We start from the raw sequence: 23,158 nt of genomic DNA on the forward strand, positions 1-23,158 counted from the left end.
GAACGTCCGTTCGCCCGGTTTCGATCAAGCAATGCTTACTTCGCGATGACCTGCGCGCCCTTGAGGCGGCCGAACGCGCCTTCCACGAGCACCTTCTGCTGCTCGTAGTGCTTCGCGTAGTAGCCGACCGCCGGCGATGCCGATGCAGGACGGCCGCTGTAGGCCAGCTTCATGCCTTCGCGCATGCCTTCGCGCAGATGGTGCTCGACGTAGAACCAGGCGCCCTGGTTCTGCGGCTCGTCCTGCACCCACACGACTTCGGTCGCGTTCTCGTACTTCTTGAGTTCCGCGTCGAACTGCTTGTGCGCGAACGGGTACAGCTGCTCGATACGCACGATCGCGACATCGTTGCTCTTCGCTTCGCGGCGATGCGCGATGAGGTCGTAATAGACACGGCCCGAGCACACGATCACGCGCTTGACCTTCTTCGCCTCGATGGCTTCGTCCGTTTCGCCGATGACCGGCTGGAACGAGCCCTTCGCCAGTTCCGACAGATCGGACACGGCTTCCTTGTGACGCAGCAGCGACTTCGGCGTGAAGATGATGAGCGGCTTGCGGAACAGGCGGATCATCTGACGGCGCAGCAGGTGGAAAACCTGCGCCGGCGTCGTCGGCTGGACCACTTGCATGTTGTGATCCGCGCACAGTTGCAGGAAACGCTCGATACGCGCCGACGAGTGCTCCGGACCCTGACCTTCGTAGCCGTGCGGGAGCATCATCGTGAGACCGGAGACACGGCCCCACTTCACTTCGCCCGACGAGATGAACTGGTCGATCACGACCTGCGCGCCGTTCACGAAGTCGCCGAACTGCGCTTCCCACGCGACGAACGTGTTCGGTTCAGCGGTCGAATAACCGTACTCGAAACCGAGCACCGCTTCTTCCGACAGCACCGAGTCGATCACCGTGAACTTGGCCTGGCCTTCCGCGATGTTCTGCAGCGGAATGTACGTGCCGTCGTTCCAGCGCTCGCGGTTCTGATCGTGCAGAACGGCGTGGCGGTGCGTGAACGTGCCGCGGCCCGAGTCCTGGCCCGTCAGACGCACGGCATAGCCCGATGCGACCAGCGATGCGAACGCGAGGTGCTCGCCCATGCCCCAGTCGAGCTTGGCCTCGCCGAGACCCATCGCGCGGCGGTCGTTGATGACGCGCTCGACGAGCGGGTGAACCTTGAAGTTTTCCGGAATGGTCGTGATGCGCTCGGCCAGACGCTTGAGTTCCGCGAGCGGCACCGCCGTGTCGGCCGCGTCGGTCCACTTGCGGTTCAGGAACGGCACCCAGTCGACCGCGTACTTGCTCTTGTAGTTCGAGAGCACCGGATCGATCGTGTGATGGCCTTCGTCCATCGCCTGACGATATTCCTTGACGAAGTTGTCCGCTTCCTCGGCCGTGATGACGCCCTGTTGCACCAGCTTTTCGGCGTAGACGGCGCGCGTGCCCGGATGCTTCGCAATCGTCTTGTACATCAGCGGCTGCGTGACCGCCGGCGTGTCCTGCTCGTTGTGACCGAGCTTGCGGAAGCAGATGATGTCGACGACCACGTCCTTGTGGAACTTCATGCGGAAGTCGATGGCGAGCTGCGTCGCCAGCACGACGGCTTCGGGATCGTCGCCGTTCACGTGCAGCACCGGCGCCTCGATCATCTTGACGACATCCGAGCAATACAGCGTCGAGCGCGCATCGCGCGGATCCGACGTCGTGAAGCCGATCTGGTTGTTGATGACGATGTGCAGCGTGCCGTGCGTGCCGTAACCGCGCGTCTGCGCGAGGTTCAACGTTTCCATCACGACGCCCTGGCCCGCGAAGGCCGCGTCGCCGTGCACTTGCACCGGCAGCACTTGCAGGCCTTCTTCGTCGCCGCGACGATCCATACGCGCCTTGGCCGAGCCTTCGACCACCGGATTCACGATTTCGAGGTGCGACGGGTTGAATGCGAGCGACAGGTGAACCGGGCCGCCTTCCGTGGCGACGTCCGACGAAAAGCCCTTGTGGTACTTCACGTCGCCGGCCGGCAGGTCATCGACGTGCTTGCCTTCGAATTCGGCGAAAAGGTCCGCCGGCATCTTGCCGAGCGTATTGACGAGCACGTTCAGACGCCCGCGGTGCGCCATGCCGATGACGATTTCCTGCACGCCGTTCTTGCCCGCGTGACGCACGACTTCGTCCATCGACGCGATGAAGCTCTCGCCGCCTTCCAGTGAGAAGCGCTTCTGGCCGACATACTTGGTGTGCAGGAAACGCTCGAGGCCTTCGGCAGCCGTCAGGCGATTCAGGATGTGCTTCTTCTTGTCGTTCGAGAAATTCGGCGTCGAGCGAATCGACTCGAGCTGCTCCTTCCACCAGCGCTTCTGTTCCGGATCGCTGATGTACATGAACTCGGCGCCGATCGTGCCGCAGTACGTGTCGCGCAGCGCCTTGACGATGTCGCGCAGCGATGCCTGCTCGAAACCGAAGTACAGGTTGTTCGCGTTGAACACCTGATCCATGTCGGCTTCGGTGAAGTCGTAGAAGCCGGGTTCGAGTTCGGGAATGGGGGGACGCTCGCGGCGCTTGAGCGGATCGAGATTGGCCCATTGCGTGCCAAGGAAGCGATACGCGCCGATCAGCGATTGGACGTAGACTTGCTTTCGCGCGGTGGTCAGATCACCGGTGCTTTCGCGCGGCAGAAAGGCGTTCGCCTTCGCGCGCTGAGCGAAAGATTCGACGATGGGGCCGTGAGCCACGTCGTTGTGAGCCGTGCCGTCCGAAGCGGGCACGTTCTGCAACGCGTCGAAGTAGGCGCGCCAGGTCTCGGGCACTGACGCGGGATTATCGAGATATTGCTCGTACAACTCTTCGACGTACGGAGCATTACCGCCGAACAGATAAGAGTTCGACTGGAATTGCTTCATCATTTTACGCTCACCTTTCTTCGAGTTTCTCGAGGAAGTGCGGGTTACGAAACCTTCCGCGCCACGGCCTGACCGTTTAGCGGATTGCGCGAATCAAGTCTGCTTGGAAGGACCTAAAAAGCGACAGCTAATCCGAGAAGCATAGCACAGAACGAATAGTCATATGACGTATCGCCGCATGTGCCCTCGCCTCGTCGTCGCCTCGCCATCCTTTACGCAACAAGGATGTGCGGGCTATTCTGAGATAAGCAAGGGTCTCGTGCAGCGCGCCGAAGAATGACAAAAGCCGCCCGAAGGCGGCTTTTGTTCCGACGTTGCTCACAGATGCATGCGCAGCTTATTCGGCGTTGGCTTCGCGGCTTGCGCGGCGACGCTCGTGTTCTTTCAGATGACGCTTGCGCAGACGAATCGACTGCGGCGTGACTTCGACGAGCTCGTCGTCGTCGATGAACTCGACCGCGTATTCGAGCGAAAGCTGGATCGGCGGAACAAGACGCACGGCTTCGTCAGTGCCCGATGCGCGCACGTTCGTCAGCTGCTTGCCTTTGATCGGATTCACGACCAGGTCGTTGTCGCGGCTGTGAATGCCGATGATCATGCCTTCATAGAGCGCATCGCCCGGCGACACGAACATGCGGCCGCGATCCTGCAACTTCCACAGCGCATAGGCGACAGCAGCGCCATCGTCCTGCGAGATCAGCACGCCGTTACGGCGCTCGCCGACCGAGCCTTCCTTCACCGGCGCGTACGAATCGAAGGTGTGGCTCATCAGGCCCGTGCCGCGCGTGAGCGTCAGGAACTCGCTCTGGAAGCCGATCAGCCCGCGCGCCGAAATCTTGTACTCGAGACGCGTGCGGCCACGGCCATCCGAGGTCATGTCGAGCATTTCCCCCTTGCGGCGGCCGAGCTCTTCCATCACGCCGCCCTGATGCTGGTCTTCGATATCGACCGTCAGGTTTTCATACGGCTCGCACTTCACGCCGTCGATTTCCTGCAGCACCACGCGCGGACGCGACACGGCCAACTCGTAACCTTCACGGCGCATGTTCTCGACGAGAATCGTCAGATGCAGTTCGCCGCGGCCCGACACTTCGAACGTCGTTTCGTCGCCGGTGTCTTTCACGCGCAGCGCGACGTTGTGATTCAGTTCCTTCGTCAGACGATCGCGGATCTGGCGACTCGTCACGAACTTGCCTTCCTTGCCTGCGAGCGGCGACGAGTTCACGAGGAAGTTCATCGTGAGCGTCGGCTCGTCAACGGTGATCATCGGCAGCGCTTCGGGATTGTCCGGCGAGCAGATGGTCACGCCGATGCCGATTTCCTCGATACCGTTGATGAGCACGATATCGCCAGCCTGCGCCTCTTCCACCTGCACGCGCTCGAGGCCGTGGAACGACAGCACCTGATTGATCTTGCGATTCAGGATCGCGCCGTCCGGACCCGAGCGCACGGCGACCTGCATGCCCGGGCGGATACGGCCACGCGCGACACGGCCCACGCCGATACGGCCGACGTACGAGTTGTAGTCGAGCGACGTGATCTGAAGCTGCAAAGGACCGTCCGGATCGGCCGGACGCACGGGAACGTGTTCGAGAATGGCTTCGAACAGCGGGCGCATCGTGCCTTCGCGGACATCGGGTTCGAGGCCGGCGAAGCCGTTGAGACCCGACGCGTAGACGATCGGGAAGTCGAGCTGCTCTTCGGTCGCGCCGAGCTTGTCGAACAGATCGAAGGTCTGGTTGATCACCCAGTCGATACGCGCGCCCGGACGGTCCACCTTGTTGACGACGACGATCGGCTTCAGGCCGAGCGCGAGCGCCTTCTTCGTGACGAAGCGCGTTTGCGGCATCGGGCCTTCGACGGCGTCGACGAGCAGCAGCACGGAATCGACCATCGACAGCACGCGCTCCACTTCACCGCCGAAGTCCGCGTGTCCCGGCGTATCGACGATGTTGATGTGCGTGCCTTCGTATTCGACGGCGCAGTTCTTCGCCAGGATCGTGATGCCACGTTCCTTTTCGATGTCGTTCGAGTCCATGACCCGCTCGGCGACCTGTTGGTTTTCCCGGAAGGTGCCCGACTGGCGGAGCAACTGGTCGACGAGCGTGGTCTTGCCGTGGTCGACGTGGGCAATGATGGCGATATTGCGGAGGGCGCGAGTCATAGAAAGTGTCTTGGTTGTGCGCCGTAAGAGCGAGTCCCTTCTGTTGCGAGACTCCGTGGCTCGGCAAGCCCCCTCTGGAAAGCGTCATGCAAGCATGACTACGCGGGCCCGGCGCGGTGAGAACCGAAGAGTATATCACGCACGGATGTCTAAACCTGGCAATAGGACTCAACCCGTAAATCGGGCCAGCAACCGCCGCATGTCCGCGGCGTCGGGTCGCGACGAACCGCAGGCCGGGCGCGGGCGGATTGTTAAGCATATTCAGAAAAGATCCTTGCACGCCGCGAAACGCCTCCCTATAATCCTGCCTAGTCAACTATTGCAATCGCACAAATATTCTTATGAGCGACGCTCCGAAATCCGCGGCGATCGGCGACTACGTGCTCGCCGAGAGCGTCGGCTATCTGATCAGCCGGGTCCGCTCGACCATGTGGAACATGGTCACGCAACACACGACGTCCGAACTGGGCATCACGAGCACGCAGGCAAGCATCCTGTTCATGCTGGCGGTCGGCAAATGCCTGACGGCGGCGGATATTGCCCGCGAATACGGCATCGATGCGAGCGCGGTCACGCGTCTCATCGACAGACTGGAAAAGCGTGGCCTGCTTTCGCGCGTGCGCAGCGAGGAAGACCGGCGCGTCGTGCGCCTCGCGCTGACGGACGAAGGTCACGCGACCGCGGAAAAGATACCCGCCATCTTCACGCGCGTACTGGACAACCTGCTTGCCGGTTTCACGCCGGAGGAAGTCGGCTTCCTCAAAAGCATGCTGCGGCGGATTCTCGCGAACTCGTGCGATCCATCCGTCGCGCCACTGCTGGGCGGCAACGATAAGCCTGGTACGTCATTGCGATGACAAGCAAATACGTCATCGCAACCCTACAAAAAGATTGCAACGTCCACCTTTAATTTGCATCTCGAGAGACGAGATATGAACCAGCACTTCCTGTCCGCTATGCGCGGCGAAAGCCGTGCGAAGCGCGCCGTCGCCGCCGCGGTGGCCGCGCTTGCGCTCGCCGGCTGCGCGAACTATTCGGGCATTTCGAGCGACAAGCAGATCGCCGCGCCGGAAAACTTCGAGGCCACGCAAAGCGTGCCGGGCCAAGGCGGCCAATGGCCCACGCTCGACTGGGCGAAGCAGTTCGGCGATCCGCAACTGCCGCAACTGATCGACGAAGCGCTCGCCGACAATCCGAGCATCGCGCAGGCGCAAGCGCGCATCGCGAAGGCGTCGTCGTATATCGAGACGTCGCGCTCGGCGCTTTATCCGAAGGTCACCGGCTCGTATTCGTGGACGCGCGAACTCTATTCCGCCAACGCCCTCTTCCCGCCGCCTTATGGCGGGACGTGGTTCAGCGAGAACAACGTGCTCGCGAGCGCGTCGTGGGAACTGGATCTGTGGGGCAAGAACCGCTCGCGCCTCAACATGGCGGTATCGCAGCAGAAAGCCGCCGAAGCCGACATGCAGCAGGCGCGCGTGACGCTTGCGGCGTCGGTCGCGCGCACGTACAACCAGCTCGCGCTGCTCTACGCGCTGCGTGACGTGGCGCAACGCGAAATCGCGAACCGTCAGGACGTCGGACGCATCACGAACGGGCGTGTCGCGGCCGGGCTCGACACCAACGTCGAGCGCCGAACGGCGGAAGGCAACGTCGCGACCAGCCAGACGAACTCGACGGAACTCGACGGCCAGATCGAAACCGTCCGCTATCAGCTCGCGGCGCTGCTCGGCAAAGGCCCGGATCGCGGCCTCAAGATCGCGAAACCCGTGATCGACCCGAACGTCAACGTGACGCTGCCCGACAACGTGCCCGCCGATCTCGTCGCGCGCCGCCCGGATATCGTCGCCGCGCGCTGGCAGGTCGAAGCCGCGACCCACAACATCAAGGAAGCGAAGGCCGAGTTCTTCCCGGACATCAACCTCGCGGCGGCCTTCGGTTTCGACGCGTTCGGCTGGAGCCGCTTCCTGCAGGCGAGCAGCCGCCAGATCCAGGCCGGTCCGGCGATCCATCTGCCGATCTTCGACGCCGGCGCCTTGCGCGCGCAGTTGAAAGGCCGTTACGCGGACTTCGAAGGCGACGTCGCGAACTACAACCAGACGCTCATCAACGCGATGAACGATGTCGCGACCAACATCTCCGCAATCCGCTCGCTCGACAAGCAAATGGCCGACGCCCAGCGCGCGCTCGCGGCGGCGTCGAGCGCGTATCAGCTCGCCGTGATCCGCTACAAGGCCGGCCTGTCGCCGCAATTGCAGGTGCTCAACGCCGACGAAAACCGCCTCGCCAACGAGCAGACCGTGACGAATCTGCGCCTGAAGCGCACCGATCTGCAGATCGCGCTGATCAAGTCGCTCGGCGGCGGATTCGACGCGACGAGCAGCAATCTCGCGATCGACGGCAGCGGACAAAGTCAGACGACGACGCAGGCCGCCAATCAGGCCACGCCGTCGAACTAAGCGCCCACAAGAACACGCATCGGACCAAAAACGGAATTTTCGGAGTCTTTCATGAGCGACCCTCAACAAAACGCAGCCGCGGCCGCCGCGCCCGCGCCGAAACAGAGCAACGGCAAACGCCGAGCGCTGATGACGCTGATCGTGCTCGTCATCATCATCGCGGCTATCGCGTACGGGCTGTACTACTTCCTCGTCGCGCGCTTCCACGAAGCCACCGACGACGCCTACGTGAATGGCAACGTCGTGCAGATCACGCCGCAGGTCGTGGGCACGGTGATCTCGGTGAACGCCGACGACACGCAGACCGTGAAGATAGGCGATCCGCTCGTCGCGCTCGATCCGGCCGACTCCAAGGTCGCGCTCGATCAGGCCGAGGCAAATCTCGCGCAGACGGTGCGCCAGGTACGCACGTTCTTCGTCAACAACAACCAGTACGAAGCGCAGATCGCGTTGCGCCGGTCCGATCTGTCGCGCGCGCAGGACGATTTGAAGCGCCGCATGCAGGTCGCGCAGACGGGTGCGGTGTCGCAGGAAGAAATCTCGCACGCCCGCGACGCGGTACGCAGCGCGCAGGCCGCGCTCGACGCCGCCGAGCAGGAGCTCGCGTCGAACCGCTCGCTCACGGCCAACACGACGATCGCCGATCACCCGAACGTGCTCGCCGCCGCCGCGAAGGTCCGCGATTCCTACATCAACTACGCGCGCAACACGCTGCCCGCGCCGGTCACGGGCTATGTCGCCAAGCGCTCGGTGCAAGTCGGCCAGCGCGTGTCGCCGGGCAATCCGCTGATGGCGATCGTGCCGCTCAACGCCGTGTGGGTCGATGCGAACTTCAAGGAAGTGCAGCTCAAGCACATGCGGATCGGCCAGCCGGTCGAGCTGACGGCCGATCTGTACGGTTCGGGCGTCGTGTATCACGGCAAGGTGGTCGGTTTCTCGGCCGGCACGGGCTCGGCTTTCTCGCTGCTGCCCGCGCAGAACGCGACCGGCAACTGGATCAAGGTCGTGCAGCGCCTGCCGGTGCGCATCCAGCTCGATCCGAAGGAACTGGAAGCGCATCCGCTGCGTATCGGCCTGTCGATGAACGTCGACGTCACCATCAAGGACGAGCAAGGCGGCCAGCTCGGCAACGCGCAGAACACGGTCTACCAGACGAATGTGTTCGACAACTACGGCGCGCAGGCCGATCAGGAAATCGCGCGCATCATCCAGCAGAACGCGGGTACGGGTGCGGGCGCAGGGTCGTCGGCGCAGAGCGCGTCGCCGGCGCACGGGCGCGCGACGAAGTCCGCGTCGGCCGCCAAGCTGATGTAAGCGGACTCGCCACATGTCTTCGCAAAACGTCGTACATCCGCCGCTGTCGGGCGGAAAGCTCGTCATCGGGACGATCGCCGTATCGCTCGCGGTGTTCATGAACGTGCTCGACACGTCGATCGCGAACGTCTCGATTCCGTCGATCTCCGGCGATCTCGGCGTGTCGTCGGATCAGGGCACGTGGGTCATTACGTCGTTCGCGGTCGCCAACGCGATCTCGGTGCCGTTGACCGGCTGGCTCACGCAGCGTCTCGGGCAGGTGCGGCTCTTTCTCGGCTCGATCATCCTGTTCGTGATCGCGTCGTGGCTCTGCGGTCTCGCGCCGACGCTCCCCTTCCTGCTCGCCGCGCGCGTATTCCAGGGCGCCGTCGCCGGCCCGATGATCCCGCTGTCGCAAACGCTGCTGCTCGCGAGCTATCCGCGCGAAAAAGCGCCGATGGCCCTATCGATGTGGTCGATGACCACGCTGATCGCGCCGGTCGCGGGGCCGGTCCTCGGCGGATGGATCTCGGACAACATCTCGTGGCCGTGGATCTTCTACGTGAACATTCCGGTCGGCATCGCGGCGGCGCTCGCTACGTTCGCGATCTTCCGCGACCGCGATTCCGCGATCCGCAAGGCGCCGATCGACACGGTCGGGCTCGGGCTGCTCGTCGTCTGGGTCGGCTCGCTGCAGATCATGCTCGACAAAGGCAAGGATCTCGACTGGTTCAACTCGACGACGATCGTCGTGCTCGCGCTCATCGCCGTGATCGCGTTCGCGTTCTTCATCGTGTGGGAGCTGACGGCGGAGCATCCGGTCGTGGATTTGTCGCTCTTCGAGCTGCGCAACTTCACCGGCGGAACGATCGCGCTGTCGATCGGATACGGGCTCTACTTCGGCAATCTCGTTCTGCTCCCGCTGTGGCTGCAGACGGATATCGGCTACACGGCGACGAACGCCGGTCTCGTGATGGCGCCCGTCGGCGTGTTCGCGATCGTGCTTTCTCCGATCACCGGCAAATTTCTGCCGCGCACCGATCCGCGTTACATCGCGACCGCCGCGTTCCTCGTCTTCGCGCTGTGTTTCTGGATGCGTTCACGCTACACGACCGGCGTCGACACTTGGGCGCTCACGATACCGACGCTGATTCAGGGCATCGGCATGGCGGGCTTCTTCATTCCGCTCGTGTCGATCACGCTGTCGGGCTTGCCGGGACATCGAATTCCGGCGGCGTCGGGGCTGTCGAACTTCGTGCGGATCATGTGCGGCGGCATCGGCACGTCGATCTTCTCGACGGCGTGGGAGCATCGTTCGATCGTGCATCACGCGCAACTCGTCGAAAGCGCCAATTCGTACAACCCGGTGTTCGCGAATTCGATGCAGCAGATGGGCGCGCTCGGCCTGACGCACGAGCAGACCGTCGGCCTCTATAACAGCATGGCGACGCAGCAGGCCGCGCAGCTCGGCGTGAACGACATGTTCTATATTTCGGCGGGGATTTTCGTCGCGCTGATCGTGCTGATCTGGATCACGCGGCCCGAGCGTTCGGGCGGTGGAGATTCGGCGGCGGCGGCATCGGCGGCGCACTGATCGCCTGACTGCTCCCAAAAGAACAGAGCCCGGTCGACATCGACCGGGCTCTTTTTCATTGCGCCGTGACGATGAGCCGTTCCGGCGCGAGCACACCCTCGCCCGCGCGCGCCACGCCCAGCAGACGGCCGCCTTCTTGCGCATAAACGCGCACGCGGCCTGCTTCGAGACGCGTTTTCACGACGTCCGCGAGCTTCAGACGTTGGCCGTGCAGGAAGCGCTGCGTCGCTTCGTCGTTCAACTGAACCGCGGGAAACGTGGATAGCAGTGCATCGACGGGCTGAAGCCGCTCGTCGCGCTCCGCTTCGCTCAGGCTCGCGAGCTGATCGAGCGTGACCGCGTGTTCGAGCGTCAGCGCGCCGACACCGGTGCGCCGCAACGCCGTCAGATGCGCGCCGCAGCCGAGCACTTCGCCGATGTCCTCGGCCAGCGTCCGTACGTAAGTGCCCTTGCTGCACGTCACGCGAAACGTCACGAGGGGCAGCGCGCACGCGATCAACTGCAGCGCGTGAATCGTCACTTGCCTGCCCTCACGCTCGACCGTCTGACCGGCGCGCGCGTATTCGTAGAGCGGCTTGCCGTCCCGCTTGAGCGCCGAGTACATCGGCGGGACTTGCACGATTTCGCCGATGAACCGCGTCATCGCTTCGACGACGGCAGCTTCGTCGCACGTCACGTCGCGGGTATCCACCGCCTCGCCTTCGGCATCGCCGGTCGTCGTGCGGATACCGAGGCGCATCGTCGCTTCGTAGGTCTTGTCGGCATCGAGCAGGTCTTGCGAGAACTTCGTCGCTTCGCCGAAGCACAACGGCAGCAGACCGGTTGCGAGCGGATCGAGCGTACCCGTGTGGCCCGCCTTCTTCGCCAGATAAATCCGCTTTGCCTTGATGAGCGCATCGTTGCTCGACAGCCCGAGCGGCTTGTCCAGCAAGAGCACGCCGTCGAGCGCGCGACGGGGAATCTTCGGACCGCCCTTCACTCACGCACCTTCTTCGTCATCTTTTGCGCGCGTCGCGTTTGCCTCGTCGATCAGGCGCGACATCTCGACGGCCTTCTCGATCGTCTGGTCATAGTGGAAATGCAGCGTCGGCACCGTGTGGATGTGCAGGCGCTTGAACAGCATATTGTGCAGATGTCCCGCCGCATGATTGAGCCCTTCCTGCGTCTGCTTCGGATCGCCCGTCAGCGTCGTGAAGTAGACCTTCGCGTGCGCGTAGTCAGGCGTGAGCTCGACGCTCTGAATCGTCACGAGTCCGACGCGCGGGTCTTTCACCTCGCGCATCAGTTCCGAAAGATCGCGCTGGATCTGATCCGCAATCTGCACGTTGCGGTTCGCGGATGTCCGTTTTTTAGCCATGATTTCGTTTCCGTATTCTTGTCGCGCCGCCTGAAGCAAAAAGGGCGGAGCGAGCCGCAAGGCTCACCCCGCCCTTTTTTCAGCGGCTAGCGCATTACAGCGTGCGAGCCACTTCCGTCACTTCGAAGACTTCGAACTGATCGCCTTCGACGATATCGCTGAAGTTCTTGATCGACATACCGCACTCGAAGCCCTGACGCACTTCCTTGACGTCGTCCTTGAAGCGCTTGAGCGAATCGAGCTCGCCGGTGTGAATCACGACGTTGTTGCGGATCACGCGCACCGACGAGGAACGCTTGACCACGCCGTCCGTGACCATACAGCCCGCGATCAGGCCGACCTTCGGCACGCGGATGACCTGGCGCACCTCGACCATGCCCGTCACCGTTTCGCGCTTCTCCGGCGCGAGCATGCCGGACATCGCCGCCTTCACCTCATCCACTGCGTCATAGATGATGTTGTAGTAGCGGATGTCGATGCCGTTCGCCTCGGCCACCTTGCGCGCCTGAGCATCCGCACGCGTGTTGAAGCCGATGATGACCGCCTTCGATGCCGTCGCCAGGTTGACGTCCGATTCGCTGATCGCGCCGACCGCGCTGTGCACGATCTGCACGCGCACCTCGTTGGTCGACAGCTTCTGCAGCGACTGGACCAGCGCTTCCTGCGAGCCCTGCACGTCCGCCTTGACGATGAGCGGCAGGTTCTGCACTTCGCCTTCGCCCATCTGCTCGAGCATGTTCTCGAGCTTGGCGGCCTGTTGCTTCGCAAGCTTGACGTCGCGGAACTTGCCCTGACGGAACAGCGCGATTTCGCGCGCCTTGCGCTCGTCCGGCAGCACGATGACTTCCTCGCCCGCCGCCGGCACTTCCGACAGACCCTGGATTTCCACCGGGATCGACGGACCCGCCGTCTTCGTCGGCTTGCCGGTTTCGTCGAGCATGGCTCGCACGCGACCGTAGGCGCTGCCCGCGAGAACCACGTCGCCGCGGTTCAGCGTGCCCGACTGCACCAGAATGGTCGCGACCGGGCCCTTGCCCTTGTCCAGCTTCGCTTCGATGACGAGACCCTTCGCAGCGGCTTCCACCGGCGCGGTGAGTTCCAGCACTTCGGCTTGCAGCGACACGTTTTCGAGCAGATCGTCGATGCCCCGGCCGGTCTTCGCCGACACTTCGATGAACGGCGAATCGCCGCCGTACTCTTCCGGCACCACGCCTTCCGCGACGAGTTCCTGCTTCACGCGGTCGGGGTTCGCTTCCGGCTTGTCGATCTTGTTGATCGCAACGACGATCGGCACGCCGCCCGCCTTCGCGTGAGCGATCGCTTCCTTCGTCTGCGGCATCACGCCGTCGTCGGCTGCGACCACCAGAATGACGATGTCGGTCGCTTTCGCGCCGCGCGCACGCATGGCCGTGAAGGCCTCGTGACCCGGCGTGTCGAGGAAGGTGATGACGCCGCGCGGCGTATCGACGTGATATGCGCCGATATGCTGCGTGATGCCGCCCGCTTCGCCCGCCGCCACTTTCGCGCGACGGATGTAGTCCAGCAGCGAGGTCTTGCCGTGGTCGACGTGACCCATGACGGTGACAACCGGCGGACGCGGCAGCTTCTCTGCCGTTTCCTCGGTGGTTTCGCCTTCGATCAACAACGCTTCCGGGTCGTCCAGCTTCGCCGCGACCGCGCGATGGCCCAGTTCCTCGACGACGATCATCGCCGTTTCCTGGTCCAGCACCTGGTTGATCGTGACCATCTGGCCGAGCTTCATCATCACCTTGATGACTTCCGAAGCCTTCACCGACATCTTGTGCGCGAGGTCCGCGACGGAAATGGTTTCCGGCACGTGCACTTCACGGACGATCGGCTCGGTCGGCGCCTGGAATGACGTCTGTTCCTGATGCTTGCCGCGACCCTTCGGACCGCCGCGCCAGCCGCGATCGACACCACCGCTCGAATCGCCACGCGTCTTCATGCCGCGACGCTTCGATGCGTCGTCTTGCTGCCAGCCGCCCTTGCCAGCCTTCTTCTTGTCGCCGGCGCCTGCGGGAGCCGTCGATGCGGGTGCCGGCGCGCCTGCAGCCGGCTTCTTCGCCGCTGCGGGACGTGCCGCCTGCGCGCCTTCCGGCTTCGCGGGCTTGTGCAGCGTGCCCTTCGCTTCGGCGGCCTTCGCCGCTTCGGCGGGCTTCGGTGCAGGCGCGGGTTCCGGCGCCTTTACTTGCGCCTTGCGCGGGGTGTTCATCATTTCGCGGATCGCGCGGGCTTCGGCTTCCGCCGCCGCACGGCGCTTCGCGATGGCTTCCTGCTCGAGGCGAGCCTTTTCGGCCTTCGCCTTCGCGTCTTCTTCCGCCTTCTTCGCGGCTTCACGCTGCGCGGCACGCTCGCTCGCAGCCTTCTCTTCCGCTGCCTTTTCGGCGGCTTCGCGCTGCGCGGTGTCGTCCTGCTTCGGTTCCGGCTTCGCTTCGACGGCCGGTTGCGTGCGCGCTTCCTGACGCGCAGCCTGCGCCGCACGCGAGATTTCGGCAGCCTGAGCCGCAGCCGCCGCGCGGCGCGCCGCTTCCTCTTCCTGCTTCTTGCGCTCGGCTTCCGCCGCTTCCTCGCGAGCGCGGCGCTCGGCTTCTTCGCGCTCCAGCTTCGCCTGCTGTTCCTTCAGCTCGCGCTCTTCGCGCTCGAGCTGCTCGGCGGCACGGCGCGCTTCTTCCTCGCGACGCTGCAGTTCGGCTTCGTCGACTTCCGGCTCTTCGACGTGATTCGGCGCGGCCTCGGCCTGCTCCACACCGGTTTCGTCGCGTTTCACGAAAACACGCTTCTTGCGCACCTCGACCTGAATGGTGCGAGCTTTACCCGTTGCGTCGGATTGCTTGATTTCCGACGTATGCCGGCGGGTCAAAGTGATCTTGCGCTTGTCGGCGTCGGCGGAACCGTGCGACTTGCGCAAATGATCGAGCAGACGCGCCTTGTCCGTCTCGGACAGGTCGTCGTTCGCGCTCGCTTTCTGGACGCCAGCCGCCTGCAACTGCTCGAGCAGGACGCCCGCAGGCATTTTGAGTTCCGCGGCAAATTGGGCTACGTTGTTACTCGCCATTCATTCCTCTTGATGCAAGGACCAATCCTTGCGGTTAGATCGGGGTCACGCGGCCAGACAGGCCGCCAAATATCAGTGCGCCATGGTCATTTCTCACTGGAACCAGTGTTCACGTGCTTTCATGATCAACGCCTTAGCGGCATCCTCTTGCATTCCGGTCATTTCGACCAGTTCATCTACTGCCAGCTCCGCGAGATCGTCGCGGGTCTGAATCTGGTGCTCGGCGAGCTTTGCGAGAAGCTCGTTGTCCATGCCGTCGAGGCTCTTCAAATCGAGGGCAACACCTTCCACCTTCTCTTCGTTGGCGATCGCCATCGTGAGGAGCGCGTCGCGCGAGCGATTGCGCAGCTCGTGCACGGTGTCTTCGTCGAACGCTTCGATTTCGAGCATTTCGTTGAGCGGCACGTAGGCGATTTCTTCGAGACTCGTGAAGCCTTCGTCGATCAGGATGTCGGCGACTTCCTCGTCCACATCCAGACGCGCCATGAACAGGTCGCGCAACTTGCCACGCTCTTCGTTCTGCTTCAGCGCGGACTCGTCCGGCGTCATGATATTGATTTGCCAGCCGGTGAGTTCGCTTGCGAGCCTCACGTTCTGGCCGGCGCGGCCGATGGCGACGGCGAGCTCGTTTTCGTCCACGACGACGTCCATCGAATGCTTTTCTTCATCGACGACGATCGACTGGACGGCTGCCGGCGCGAGAGCGCCGATCACGAACTGCGCGGGATCTTCCGACCATAGCACGATGTCGACGTTCTCGCCACCGAGCTCGTTACGCACGGCCTGCACGCGAGAACCGCGGATGCCGACGCAAGTGCCGATAGGATCGATCCGCTTGTCGTAGGCGATCACGCCGATTTTCGCACGCACGCCGGGATCGCGCGCGGCGGCCTTGATTTCCAGCAGACCTTGCTCGATTTCCGGCACTTCGAGTTCGAACAGCTTCATCAGGAACTCGGGCGCGGTGCGCGAGAGTTCGATCTGCGGGCCGCGCGCGGTGCGATCGACCTTCGCGATGTACGCGCGCACGCGGTCGCCCACGCGCAGGTTTTCCTTCGGAATCAGCTGGTCGCGGCGCAGCAGCGCTTCGACACGGCCCGACTCGACAATGAAATTACCCTTGTCCAGGCGCTTCACCGAGCCGGTCATGATCTTTTCGCCGCGCTCGAGGAAGTCGTTCAGAATCTGTTCGCGCTCGGCGTCGCGCACCTTCTGCAGGATCACCTGCTTGGCGGCCTGGGCGCCGATACGGCCGAATTCGATCGACGGAATCGGCTCCTCGATGAATTCGTCCACCTGCGCGTCGGGCTTTTGCTCCTTCGCTTCGAACAGCAGGATTTCCTGATCCGGCTCTTGCAGGCCGGCCTCGTCCGGCACGACGCGCCAGCGGCGGAAAGTCTCGTGTTCGCCGCTCTCACGGTCGATGGCGACACGAATATCCACGTCTTCCTCGAAGAGCTTCTTCGTTGCCGAAGCAAGCGCAGCTTCCAGCGCTGCGTACACGACGTCCTTGTTGACGTTCTTTTCGCGTGCCAGCGCATCCGCCAGCATCAATACTTCGCGACTCATTGTTTGCGGCTCCTAAAGTCAACCTTGGGGACGAGACGTGCCTTATCGAGGTCCGCGAGCGTGAAATCGAGCATCGCAGCGCCGTCCTTCCCTTCAAATTCCAATCCGATCGTTTCGCCGTCAGGGGCGTGCAGGATGCCGCGGAACGACTTGCGCCCGTCCAGCGGCTTCTTCAATGTAATGGCGACTTCGCTCCCCGCGAAGCGCTCGAAATCCGCCAGTTTCTTGAGCGGGCGGTCGAGCCCCGGCGACGATACTTCGAGCCGGTCGTAGTCGATGTTCTCGACTTCAAACAAATATTGGAGCTGACGGGTGACCTTCTCGCAGTCTTCGATCGCGATACCAGCCGGCTGGTCGATGTAGACACGCAGCATGCCGCCTCCCGAACGCTCGAGATCGACAAGCTCGTAGCCAAGGCTCGAGACCGTGGTTTCAATCAATTCCGTCAGTTGCACAGTAACTCCAAGGTGTTCGCGCGCTCCACGCCGAAACACCTGCGGGCGAGCGCCTTCATGCGGGCGCGCACCCCTGCTCCCGAGATGCCGAACCGAATAGCCAAAAAAAAATGGGCGCAACGCCCACATTTTTCAACCGAGGTCGCACTCAGGGCAGCGAAAGAAAACTACGTGCCCAGCGACTTCATGATTTTAGCCATTTTTCAGGATAAACGCAAACGTAACGCGCACTTTCGCCCCTGTTGGACCCGGTTTCACGCCGGTTTGTCCTAACGATCAGAAAGAGCGAAACGCGAGATTTTCGTCGCCGGGGGCGGACCGATGCTTCGCATCCCGCTTTTGGACTTCCCCCGGCGACGTCTTTGCGATTTTTTACATATCGCGCTCAGCGGCCGCGCGAGCGATTACGCGCGCCCCGGCCCGCGCCGCCGGCTTTGTTCTGGCCAGCGCCCTGCTGTCCGCCGCCCTGGCGATTGCCCCGCGGTGCGTTGCCACCGGCGGCACGCTTGCCGGCGCCGCCCGCGCCCTGCGGACCGCCGCCTTGCGGACGCGCGCCGCGCGGACCCGGCCGTGCGCCGTTAGCGCGATTGCCGTTGGGCTCGTTGCCGATGCGGTTGCCGTTCGGCTCCCGGCCGCCGCGACGGCCCATGCCGCCCCCGTTGCCTGCATTGCCCGTGTTGCCGCCGAATCCGCCCATGCCGCCGAGCCCGAAGCTGCCCGGCACACCGCCCGGCTGGCCGCGCCGGCCGCCGCGTCCCGGCGTCTGCTGCTGCGTCATGCGCGAGTGCGAGCTCAGCACCGGCTCGCGCGTGATGAAGCCCATCGACGTCTGCATCGGATCGGGTTGCACACGCGGCGCGGCGCTGCGTCCGCCCTTCTCGGCCGTCGGCAATTTCAGCCCGACCGACGCCATCAGGCTGCGCACCTGATTGTCCTCGAGCTCTTCCCAGCGGCCGCGCTTCAGGCCGCGCGGCAGCGCGATCGGACCATGACGCGTGCGGATCAGGCGGCTCACCATCAGGCCGGCCGCCTCGAACATACGGCGCACTTCGCGATTCCGGCCTTCCGCCAGCGCGACGTGATACCAGTGATTCGTGCCTTCGCCGCCGCCGTCCTGGATGCGCAAGAAGTTGGCGGGACCGTCGTCGAGCTCGACGCCTTTGAGCAGCTTCTGCTTCATCGCCTCGGACAGTTGTCCGACCACGCGCACCGCGTACTCACGCTCGACGCTGTAGCGCGGATGCATGAAGCGGTTCGCCAGATCGCCGGACGTCGTGAGCAACAGCAGGCCTTCCGTATTGAAGTCGAGACGCCCGACCGCGAGCCATTTGGCGGTTTTCATCGACGGCAGCTTGTCGAACACGGACGGACGCCCTTCCGGGTCGGCATGGCTGACGATCTCGCCCGTCGGCTTGTGATACAGCAGGATGCGCGGCGGCTTGCTCGCGAGCTTGCGCTTGAGCGGCTTGCCGTTGATGCGCACCTGATCGGTCGGCATGATGCGCTGGCCGATATGCGCCGGCTCGCCGTTCACCGATACGCGCCCGGCGATGATCAACTCTTCCATGTCGCGCCGCGAACCCATGCCCGCATCCGCGAGCACCTTGTGCAGCTTCGGCGCGTCTTCGTCCGGTTCCAGCACGCGCTTTTGCGGTGCATTGCGGCCGCGTCGCAGCATCGGGGCGCGCACGCCGGCCGAACCGTTGTCGGCGTCGAAGGCCGGCGAGGTCACGTAGGCGAACACGTCGTCGACGGCTGCAGCAGCCGCGCTCTCGACGGTCGCCGGTCCCGCGTCGCTGCGCTTGCCGCGCTTTTGCTGCGGCGGATTCTTGCGCCGGCCGCCTTCGCGCGGCGCGGGCGCGGCGGCCTGTACGCCGGCCTCGTCCGCTGCTTCGACGCCGGTTTCGCCCGCTTCCGCGCGCGCGCTCTTGCGGCCGCGCGGACTCGCCCCTTCGCCCTTGCGCGGCTTCGCGCCCGGATCCTTGCGCGGGGTACGCACTTGTGCCGCCACGACGCCGTCGGGCGGCGTCTCGTTGACGGCGCCCGGCGCGCCTGGCGCAGCGTCCGCGCCCTTGGTCTTCGCGACAGCGCGACGCCGTGCGATCAGGCTGCGCGGCCCGCGGCGCAATCCGCGGCGCGGACGGTCATCGCCCTCGCCGCCTTCATCGGCGCGGTCGGTGCGCGTGCTGTCGCCGGCATCGGCCGACTCAGGTGCGTCCGCGGCGTGCACGGGGCGCGCGGATTCAGGCGAATCGCTGTCGTGGGAGTGTGTCAAAACAACCTCAAATGTCGAATCGCGCGCCCGTCGCGGGCGCGTCAAAAAATCCGCTGACCGGTCCGGCTGGTCGTCTCGAAATAATCTTTATGGAGAGCCGGATTGCCAGATCAGGGGCCATGCAAATTGCGTCAGGCGCGGCGCGCCTTCGGTTCTTCGGAGTCGTCGTCCAGTTCGGCTTCGTTCGATGGACTCGCATCTCTTTCGTCTTCACGCGGCATCGGAACGGGCGCATCGTGCGCGGTGCCCAAAGGCTGTGCGTGAATCCCGGCTGTCGACGCGGCGCGCTCGTCCAGCGCATCCGCACGTTCCGTTCCGAGTCTTTCCTGCTGTTCTTCTGTCTGTTCTTGCTCCGCCGGCCCGGCGGCCGCGCGCTCATCGGCGGAAGCGTCGGGTTCGGCGGATTCCGCCGATTCCAGCGCTTCAACGGCGAAGACCTGCGCCGGGGCGTCAGGTTCCCCGTCATTCGACGCTTGTGGCGTGGCCGGCGGCTCGATGCCCGCCGGCGGCGCATTCCCGGCGATGCTGTCGGGAAATTCGATCGAATGCTGCGCGAGCAGCGATGCTTCGAGCTGCGCCGACGGATTGTCCAGCGCGGGCAACTCGTCGAGCGCGGTCAGGCCGAGATCGTCGAGAAACTGCTTGGTCGTCGCGTACAGCGCCGGGCGGCCCGGCACGTCGCGATGACCGATCACCTCGATCCAGCCACGGTCCTCCAGTTGCTTCACGACCTGCGTGTTCACCGTCACGCCGCGGATCTCTTCGATATCGCCCCGCGTCACTGGTTGCCGATAGGCAATGATCGCCAGCGTTTCGAGTACGGCCCGCGAATACTTGGGCGGCTTTTCCGGGTGCAGCCTGTCGAGATAGGCCCGCATCGCGGGCTTGCTCTGAAAACGCCAGCCCGAGGCAAGCGCGACCAGTTCCACGCCGCGTCCCGACCAGTCGGCCTTGAGCGCTTCGAGCAACGTGCGAACGGTATCCGCCGAAATGTCGTCGGCGAACAGCTTGCGCAATTCATTCAGCCTCAGCGGTTCCTGCGCGCAAATCAAAGCAGTCTCGAGGACGATCTTCGCCTCTTGGGTATTCATGCAGCTTGGGTCAACCCTATATGGTCAATGATTCAATTCAAATCGAGCTTGCGCAGGACCGAACGCCACCAAAATGGTGCGAACGATAAAGCTGGACGCGGAGTTTCAAGACGCGCTCGCCCGATTGTAATCGGTCATATTGATTGGGAGCACGCACCGGGGAGAGGCGTAAAGGGCGATCGGTGAGCGAACGCCGGGCCATCCAGCCGGACGAGGTGGCGCTTTCCTAGGCGAAAGCGCGTGACTGAGCGCCATATTACGCAAAAACAACCGGGGCGTAAAGGTGATCGATTGATCGGCGCCCGGACTCACTCGACGCCGGTCGTGCGCGGCCGACGTCGATCGGCACGGCTCAGGCGACGCCGCGCGCCGTCAGGAATCGCTGCAGGCGTTCGACGCCCGCGTCCAGCCGTGCGGGATCGCACGCGTAGCACCAGCGCACGAAGCCTTCGCCTTCCGGGCCGAACGCGCTGCCCGGCGCAAGTCCGAGACGGGCTTCGCGCACCAGCGATTTGCACAGTTCGAGGCTGTTTTGCGCGCCCGGTAGCGAGAAAAACAGGTACATCGCGCCGTCGGGCGTGCGCACGTCGACGCCCTCGATCGCCTGAAGCGCCCGCACGAGATGATCGCGGCTTGCGCGCAGATCCGCGACGAGCGCCTGAGTAAAGCGCTCGCCCTCTTCCACCGCGACGACGCCCGCCTGCTGCACGAACGACGGCGCGCACGACGTGTTGTACTCGACCAGCTTGCCGAGATCGTCCATCAGTTGCGTCGGGGCGACGAGCCAGCCGAGGCGCCAGCCGGTCATCAGCCACGCCTTCGAAAACGAATTCACCGCGATCACGCGCTCGTCGCGCGCGGCGAGATCGAGAAAGGACGGCGCGACGCGAGCGTCATCGCCGTAGTACAGGCGTTCGTAGACTTCGTCCGCGACGATCCAGATTCCGTGACGGCGGCAATGCGCGAGCACGGCGCGCTGCTGATCGCGCGTCATCGTCCAGCCGGTCGGGTTGTTCGGCGAGTTGATCATCAGCATGCGCGTGTTGGGCGTGAGCGCCGCGAGCAGGCGGTCGAGATCTAGCGTCCAGCCACGCGGGCCGTAAGTCAGCGAAACGGTATCGACGCTCGCGCCGAGGATTTTCGGAATCTCGACGAGATTCGGCCATAGCGGCGTCACGGCGACGACGCGATCGCCCGCACCGACCACGAGTTGCGCCGCGAGCATCAGCGCGTTCACGCCGGCGCTCGTCACGGCGATGTGCGCCGGCGTCGTCGCGCCGTGCAGCGCGCTCACGTAGCGGCTGAGCGATTCGCGCAGCGGGGCGATGCCGAGATTGTGCGTGTAGAACGTGGCGCCATCGGCAAGCGCGCGGCTTGCGGCATCGCGGATGAATTGCGGCGTCACGCGATCCGATTCGCCGAACCAGAACGGCAGCACATCGGCGACGCCGAAACCCGCGTTTGCGACCTCGCGGATCTGCGACGGCCTCAACGCCCGCACGGCGTCGCGCGCATTCGGCGCACCCGATGCGTGCGCGCCCGCCAATTGACTCAGTTCGCTGACCACCGCGCCTTCCGATTCACTCATCGCTCGCCCCGTCGTCTTGTCTTAAAAAAGAAGTCTAACGCGCGCGCCGTGATTTTCGCGATGAACGGAGGCTTATCCGAGGTCTTCCGCACGCGGCGGCAGCGAGGCGATCAGCGACCACACCGATTCCGCCGCGGGCGACAGCGAGCGATCGCGCCGCCGCACGAGCTCCACGGTCCGTTCGGCGCGCGGTTCGAGCGGCAACGCGACCAGCGACGAATCCGCCGGCAGCGGCAGCGCGAGCCACGGCAGCACGCTCACGCCGACGCCCGCTTCCACGAGCCCGAACACCGTCGCCGAGTGTCCGAGTTCCTGCACCACTTGCGCCTCGACGCCGTGCTCCTGCATGACGGCATCGATGATCGGCCGGCTGCCCGACGCGTAGTCGAGCATCACGAGCCGCTCGCCCGCGAGCGCTTCCCACGGCACCGCCGTCTCGCGCCCGAGCGGATGATCGCGCCGCGCGACGAGACAGAACGAATCGGTCATCACGGGTTCGCCATGGAGTTCGTCGGAGGAAAACGGGCCGATCACGACGCCGAAATCGACCTCGCCCGACTTCACCTTGCGCAGGACATCGGACTGGACGTCGTCGCGCAGACTCAGCGTGATGAGCGGAAACTGCCGCAAGCACGACGCGATCACGCGCGGCATCAGCCGGCAGGCGACCGTCGGACTCGCCGCGACGATCACGCGTCCGCGGCGCTGCTGGCCGAGATCGCGCACCTCGCGCAGCGCTTCGTCCAGGTCGGCCAGCAGGCGCGACACCGTGCCGACGAGATTCACGCCGACATCGGTCAGCTGAACTTCGCGCGTCGTCCGGTCGATCAGCTTGAGACCAATTTCTCCTTCCAGCTCGCGCACGCACCGGCTGACCGCCGACTGCGTGAGGCCGATTTCATCGCCTGCGCGGCTGAAGCTGCGCAGCCTCGATACTTCGATGAAGACGCGCAGTTGCCGCAACGTCACGTTCAATGGCGCGTTCATTCAGAATGCTCATCAATATCCACAATTCATGCACGGATTATAGCGAGCATTGGTCTGAACTCATGCCCGAACGCGCGTTTCGCTGCGGTGCAGCAAATCCTCACGACGCACGCTGGATGGGCCTATTGCACTTGATTGGTGATTGTCCCGATTTCTTAATCAGTGTGTTTCGGGTCTGATACGGGCCATGCTGGCATCGCGTCAGCCTACTGCCATGCGGGTTTCCCGGATTTAGCAACAAGCATGGCACGGTTCTCGCATTTCATTGCGCACAGAGGTTGGAGCCATTCGCGGTTACATCGAACATCGTCCGCCGCAATCGCTCTGGCCTTCCCAGGTATTCGTTCATCGGATTCCGA

Annotated in this window: 15 protein-coding genes; 4 read left to right on the top strand and 11 right to left on the bottom strand. The window is 64.0% G+C overall.

Annotation, left to right across the window (positions count from 1 at the left end; all coding sequences use genetic code 11):
• Positions 1-35: 35 nt before the first annotated feature.
• Both QCE58_RS09575 and typA read right to left on the bottom strand, forming a co-directional pair.
• Positions 36-2,894, bottom strand: coding sequence for a 2-oxoglutarate dehydrogenase E1 component (locus QCE58_RS09575; RefSeq protein WP_008349241.1), 2,859 nt, complete (start codon positions 2,892-2,894; stop codon positions 36-38).
• A gap of 334 nt (positions 2,895-3,228) precedes the next feature.
• Positions 3,229-5,055 carry a translational GTPase TypA gene (typA, locus tag QCE58_RS09580; RefSeq protein ID WP_008349240.1) on the bottom strand — a complete coding sequence of 609 codons (1,827 nt, stop codon included), beginning with the start codon at positions 5,053-5,055 and terminating at the stop codon, positions 3,229-3,231.
• Positions 5,056-5,396: 341 nt separating this feature from the next.
• Between typA and QCE58_RS09585 the strand changes: the two genes are divergently transcribed.
• From QCE58_RS09585 to QCE58_RS09600, 4 genes are all read left to right on the top strand, one after another.
• Positions 5,397-5,912 (top strand): MarR family winged helix-turn-helix transcriptional regulator, encoded by a 516-nt coding sequence (locus tag QCE58_RS09585; RefSeq protein ID WP_008349239.1) that lies wholly within the window; start codon positions 5,397-5,399, stop codon positions 5,910-5,912.
• Positions 5,913-5,987: 75 nt separating this feature from the next.
• Complete coding sequence (locus tag QCE58_RS09590) at positions 5,988-7,514, top strand: efflux transporter outer membrane subunit (protein ID WP_250521171.1); 1,527 nt, start codon at positions 5,988-5,990, stop codon at positions 7,512-7,514.
• Positions 7,515-7,565: 51 nt separating this feature from the next.
• Entirely contained in the window at positions 7,566-8,828 is a 1,263-nt protein-coding gene (locus QCE58_RS09595; RefSeq protein WP_008349236.1) for an efflux RND transporter periplasmic adaptor subunit, read from the top strand.
• Between the two features lie 13 nt (positions 8,829-8,841).
• Positions 8,842-10,401 carry a DHA2 family efflux MFS transporter permease subunit gene (locus tag QCE58_RS09600; protein ID WP_250521172.1) on the top strand — a complete coding sequence of 520 codons (1,560 nt, stop codon included), beginning with the start codon at positions 8,842-8,844 and terminating at the stop codon, positions 10,399-10,401.
• Between the two features lie 55 nt (positions 10,402-10,456).
• On the opposite strand, the gene truB is transcribed toward QCE58_RS09600, so the two are convergent.
• From truB to QCE58_RS09645, 9 genes are all read right to left on the bottom strand, one after another.
• Entirely contained in the window at positions 10,457-11,380 is a 924-nt protein-coding gene (gene truB, locus QCE58_RS09605; protein WP_250519569.1) for a tRNA pseudouridine(55) synthase TruB, read from the bottom strand.
• Positions 11,381-11,758, bottom strand: coding sequence for a 30S ribosome-binding factor RbfA (gene rbfA, locus QCE58_RS09610; protein WP_008349233.1), 378 nt, complete (start codon positions 11,756-11,758; stop codon positions 11,381-11,383).
• Positions 11,759-11,852: 94 nt separating this feature from the next.
• On the bottom strand, positions 11,853-14,834 hold the full coding sequence (infB, locus tag QCE58_RS09615; RefSeq protein WP_033536385.1) for a translation initiation factor IF-2: 2,982 nt from the start codon (positions 14,832-14,834) through the stop codon (positions 11,853-11,855).
• 93 nt (positions 14,835-14,927) lie between these two features.
• Entirely contained in the window at positions 14,928-16,403 is a 1,476-nt protein-coding gene (gene nusA, locus QCE58_RS09620; RefSeq protein ID WP_008349231.1) for a transcription termination factor NusA, read from the bottom strand.
• Positions 16,400-16,858, bottom strand: a complete 459-nt coding sequence (gene rimP, locus QCE58_RS09625; RefSeq protein ID WP_008349230.1) for a ribosome maturation factor RimP — start codon at positions 16,856-16,858, stop codon at positions 16,400-16,402. Before rimP ends, nusA begins: the two co-directional genes overlap by 4 nt.
• 385 nt (positions 16,859-17,243) lie before the next feature.
• Positions 17,244-19,133, bottom strand: coding sequence for a 23S rRNA pseudouridine(2605) synthase RluB (gene rluB / locus QCE58_RS09630; RefSeq protein WP_034473207.1), 1,890 nt, complete (start codon positions 19,131-19,133; stop codon positions 17,244-17,246).
• 131 nt (positions 19,134-19,264) lie between these two features.
• Positions 19,265-20,224 carry an SMC-Scp complex subunit ScpB gene (gene scpB, locus QCE58_RS09635; protein ID WP_008349227.1) on the bottom strand — a complete coding sequence of 320 codons (960 nt, stop codon included), beginning with the start codon at positions 20,222-20,224 and terminating at the stop codon, positions 19,265-19,267.
• Between the two features lie 352 nt (positions 20,225-20,576).
• Positions 20,577-21,812, bottom strand: coding sequence for a pyridoxal phosphate-dependent aminotransferase (locus QCE58_RS09640; protein ID WP_008349226.1), 1,236 nt, complete (start codon positions 21,810-21,812; stop codon positions 20,577-20,579).
• A 72-nt stretch (positions 21,813-21,884) separates the two neighbouring features.
• Positions 21,885-22,787, bottom strand: coding sequence for a LysR family transcriptional regulator (locus QCE58_RS09645; protein ID WP_008349225.1), 903 nt, complete (start codon positions 22,785-22,787; stop codon positions 21,885-21,887).
• Positions 22,788-23,158 lie beyond the last annotated feature (371 nt).

This window comes from Caballeronia sp. LZ028 (genome assembly GCF_031451415.1).
GTDB lineage: Bacteria > Pseudomonadota > Gammaproteobacteria > Burkholderiales > Burkholderiaceae > Caballeronia > Caballeronia zhejiangensis.

Bases quoted from the DNA above. Each gene is read 5' to 3' on its own strand.
- QCE58_RS09600 (WP_250521172.1), top strand. From the start codon at position 8,842: ATGTCTTCGCAAAACGTCGTACATCCGCCGCTGTCGGGCGGAAAGCTC.
- QCE58_RS09640 (WP_008349226.1), bottom strand. From the start codon at position 21,812: ATGAGTGAATCGGAAGGCGCGGTGGTCAGCGAACTGAGTCAATTGGCG.
- infB (WP_033536385.1), bottom strand. From the start codon at position 14,834: ATGGCGAGTAACAACGTAGCCCAATTTGCCGCGGAACTCAAAATGCCT.
- QCE58_RS09585 (WP_008349239.1), top strand. From the start codon at position 5,397: ATGAGCGACGCTCCGAAATCCGCGGCGATCGGCGACTACGTGCTCGCC.
- typA (WP_008349240.1), bottom strand. From the start codon at position 5,055: ATGACTCGCGCCCTCCGCAATATCGCCATCATTGCCCACGTCGACCAC.
- QCE58_RS09590 (WP_250521171.1), top strand. From the start codon at position 5,988: ATGAACCAGCACTTCCTGTCCGCTATGCGCGGCGAAAGCCGTGCGAAG.
- scpB (WP_008349227.1), bottom strand. From the start codon at position 20,224: ATGAATACCCAAGAGGCGAAGATCGTCCTCGAGACTGCTTTGATTTGC.
- QCE58_RS09575 (WP_008349241.1), bottom strand. From the start codon at position 2,894: ATGATGAAGCAATTCCAGTCGAACTCTTATCTGTTCGGCGGTAATGCT.
- QCE58_RS09595 (WP_008349236.1), top strand. From the start codon at position 7,566: ATGAGCGACCCTCAACAAAACGCAGCCGCGGCCGCCGCGCCCGCGCCG.
- nusA (WP_008349231.1), bottom strand. From the start codon at position 16,403: ATGAGTCGCGAAGTATTGATGCTGGCGGATGCGCTGGCACGCGAAAAG.
- rbfA (WP_008349233.1), bottom strand. From the start codon at position 11,758: ATGGCTAAAAAACGGACATCCGCGAACCGCAACGTGCAGATTGCGGAT.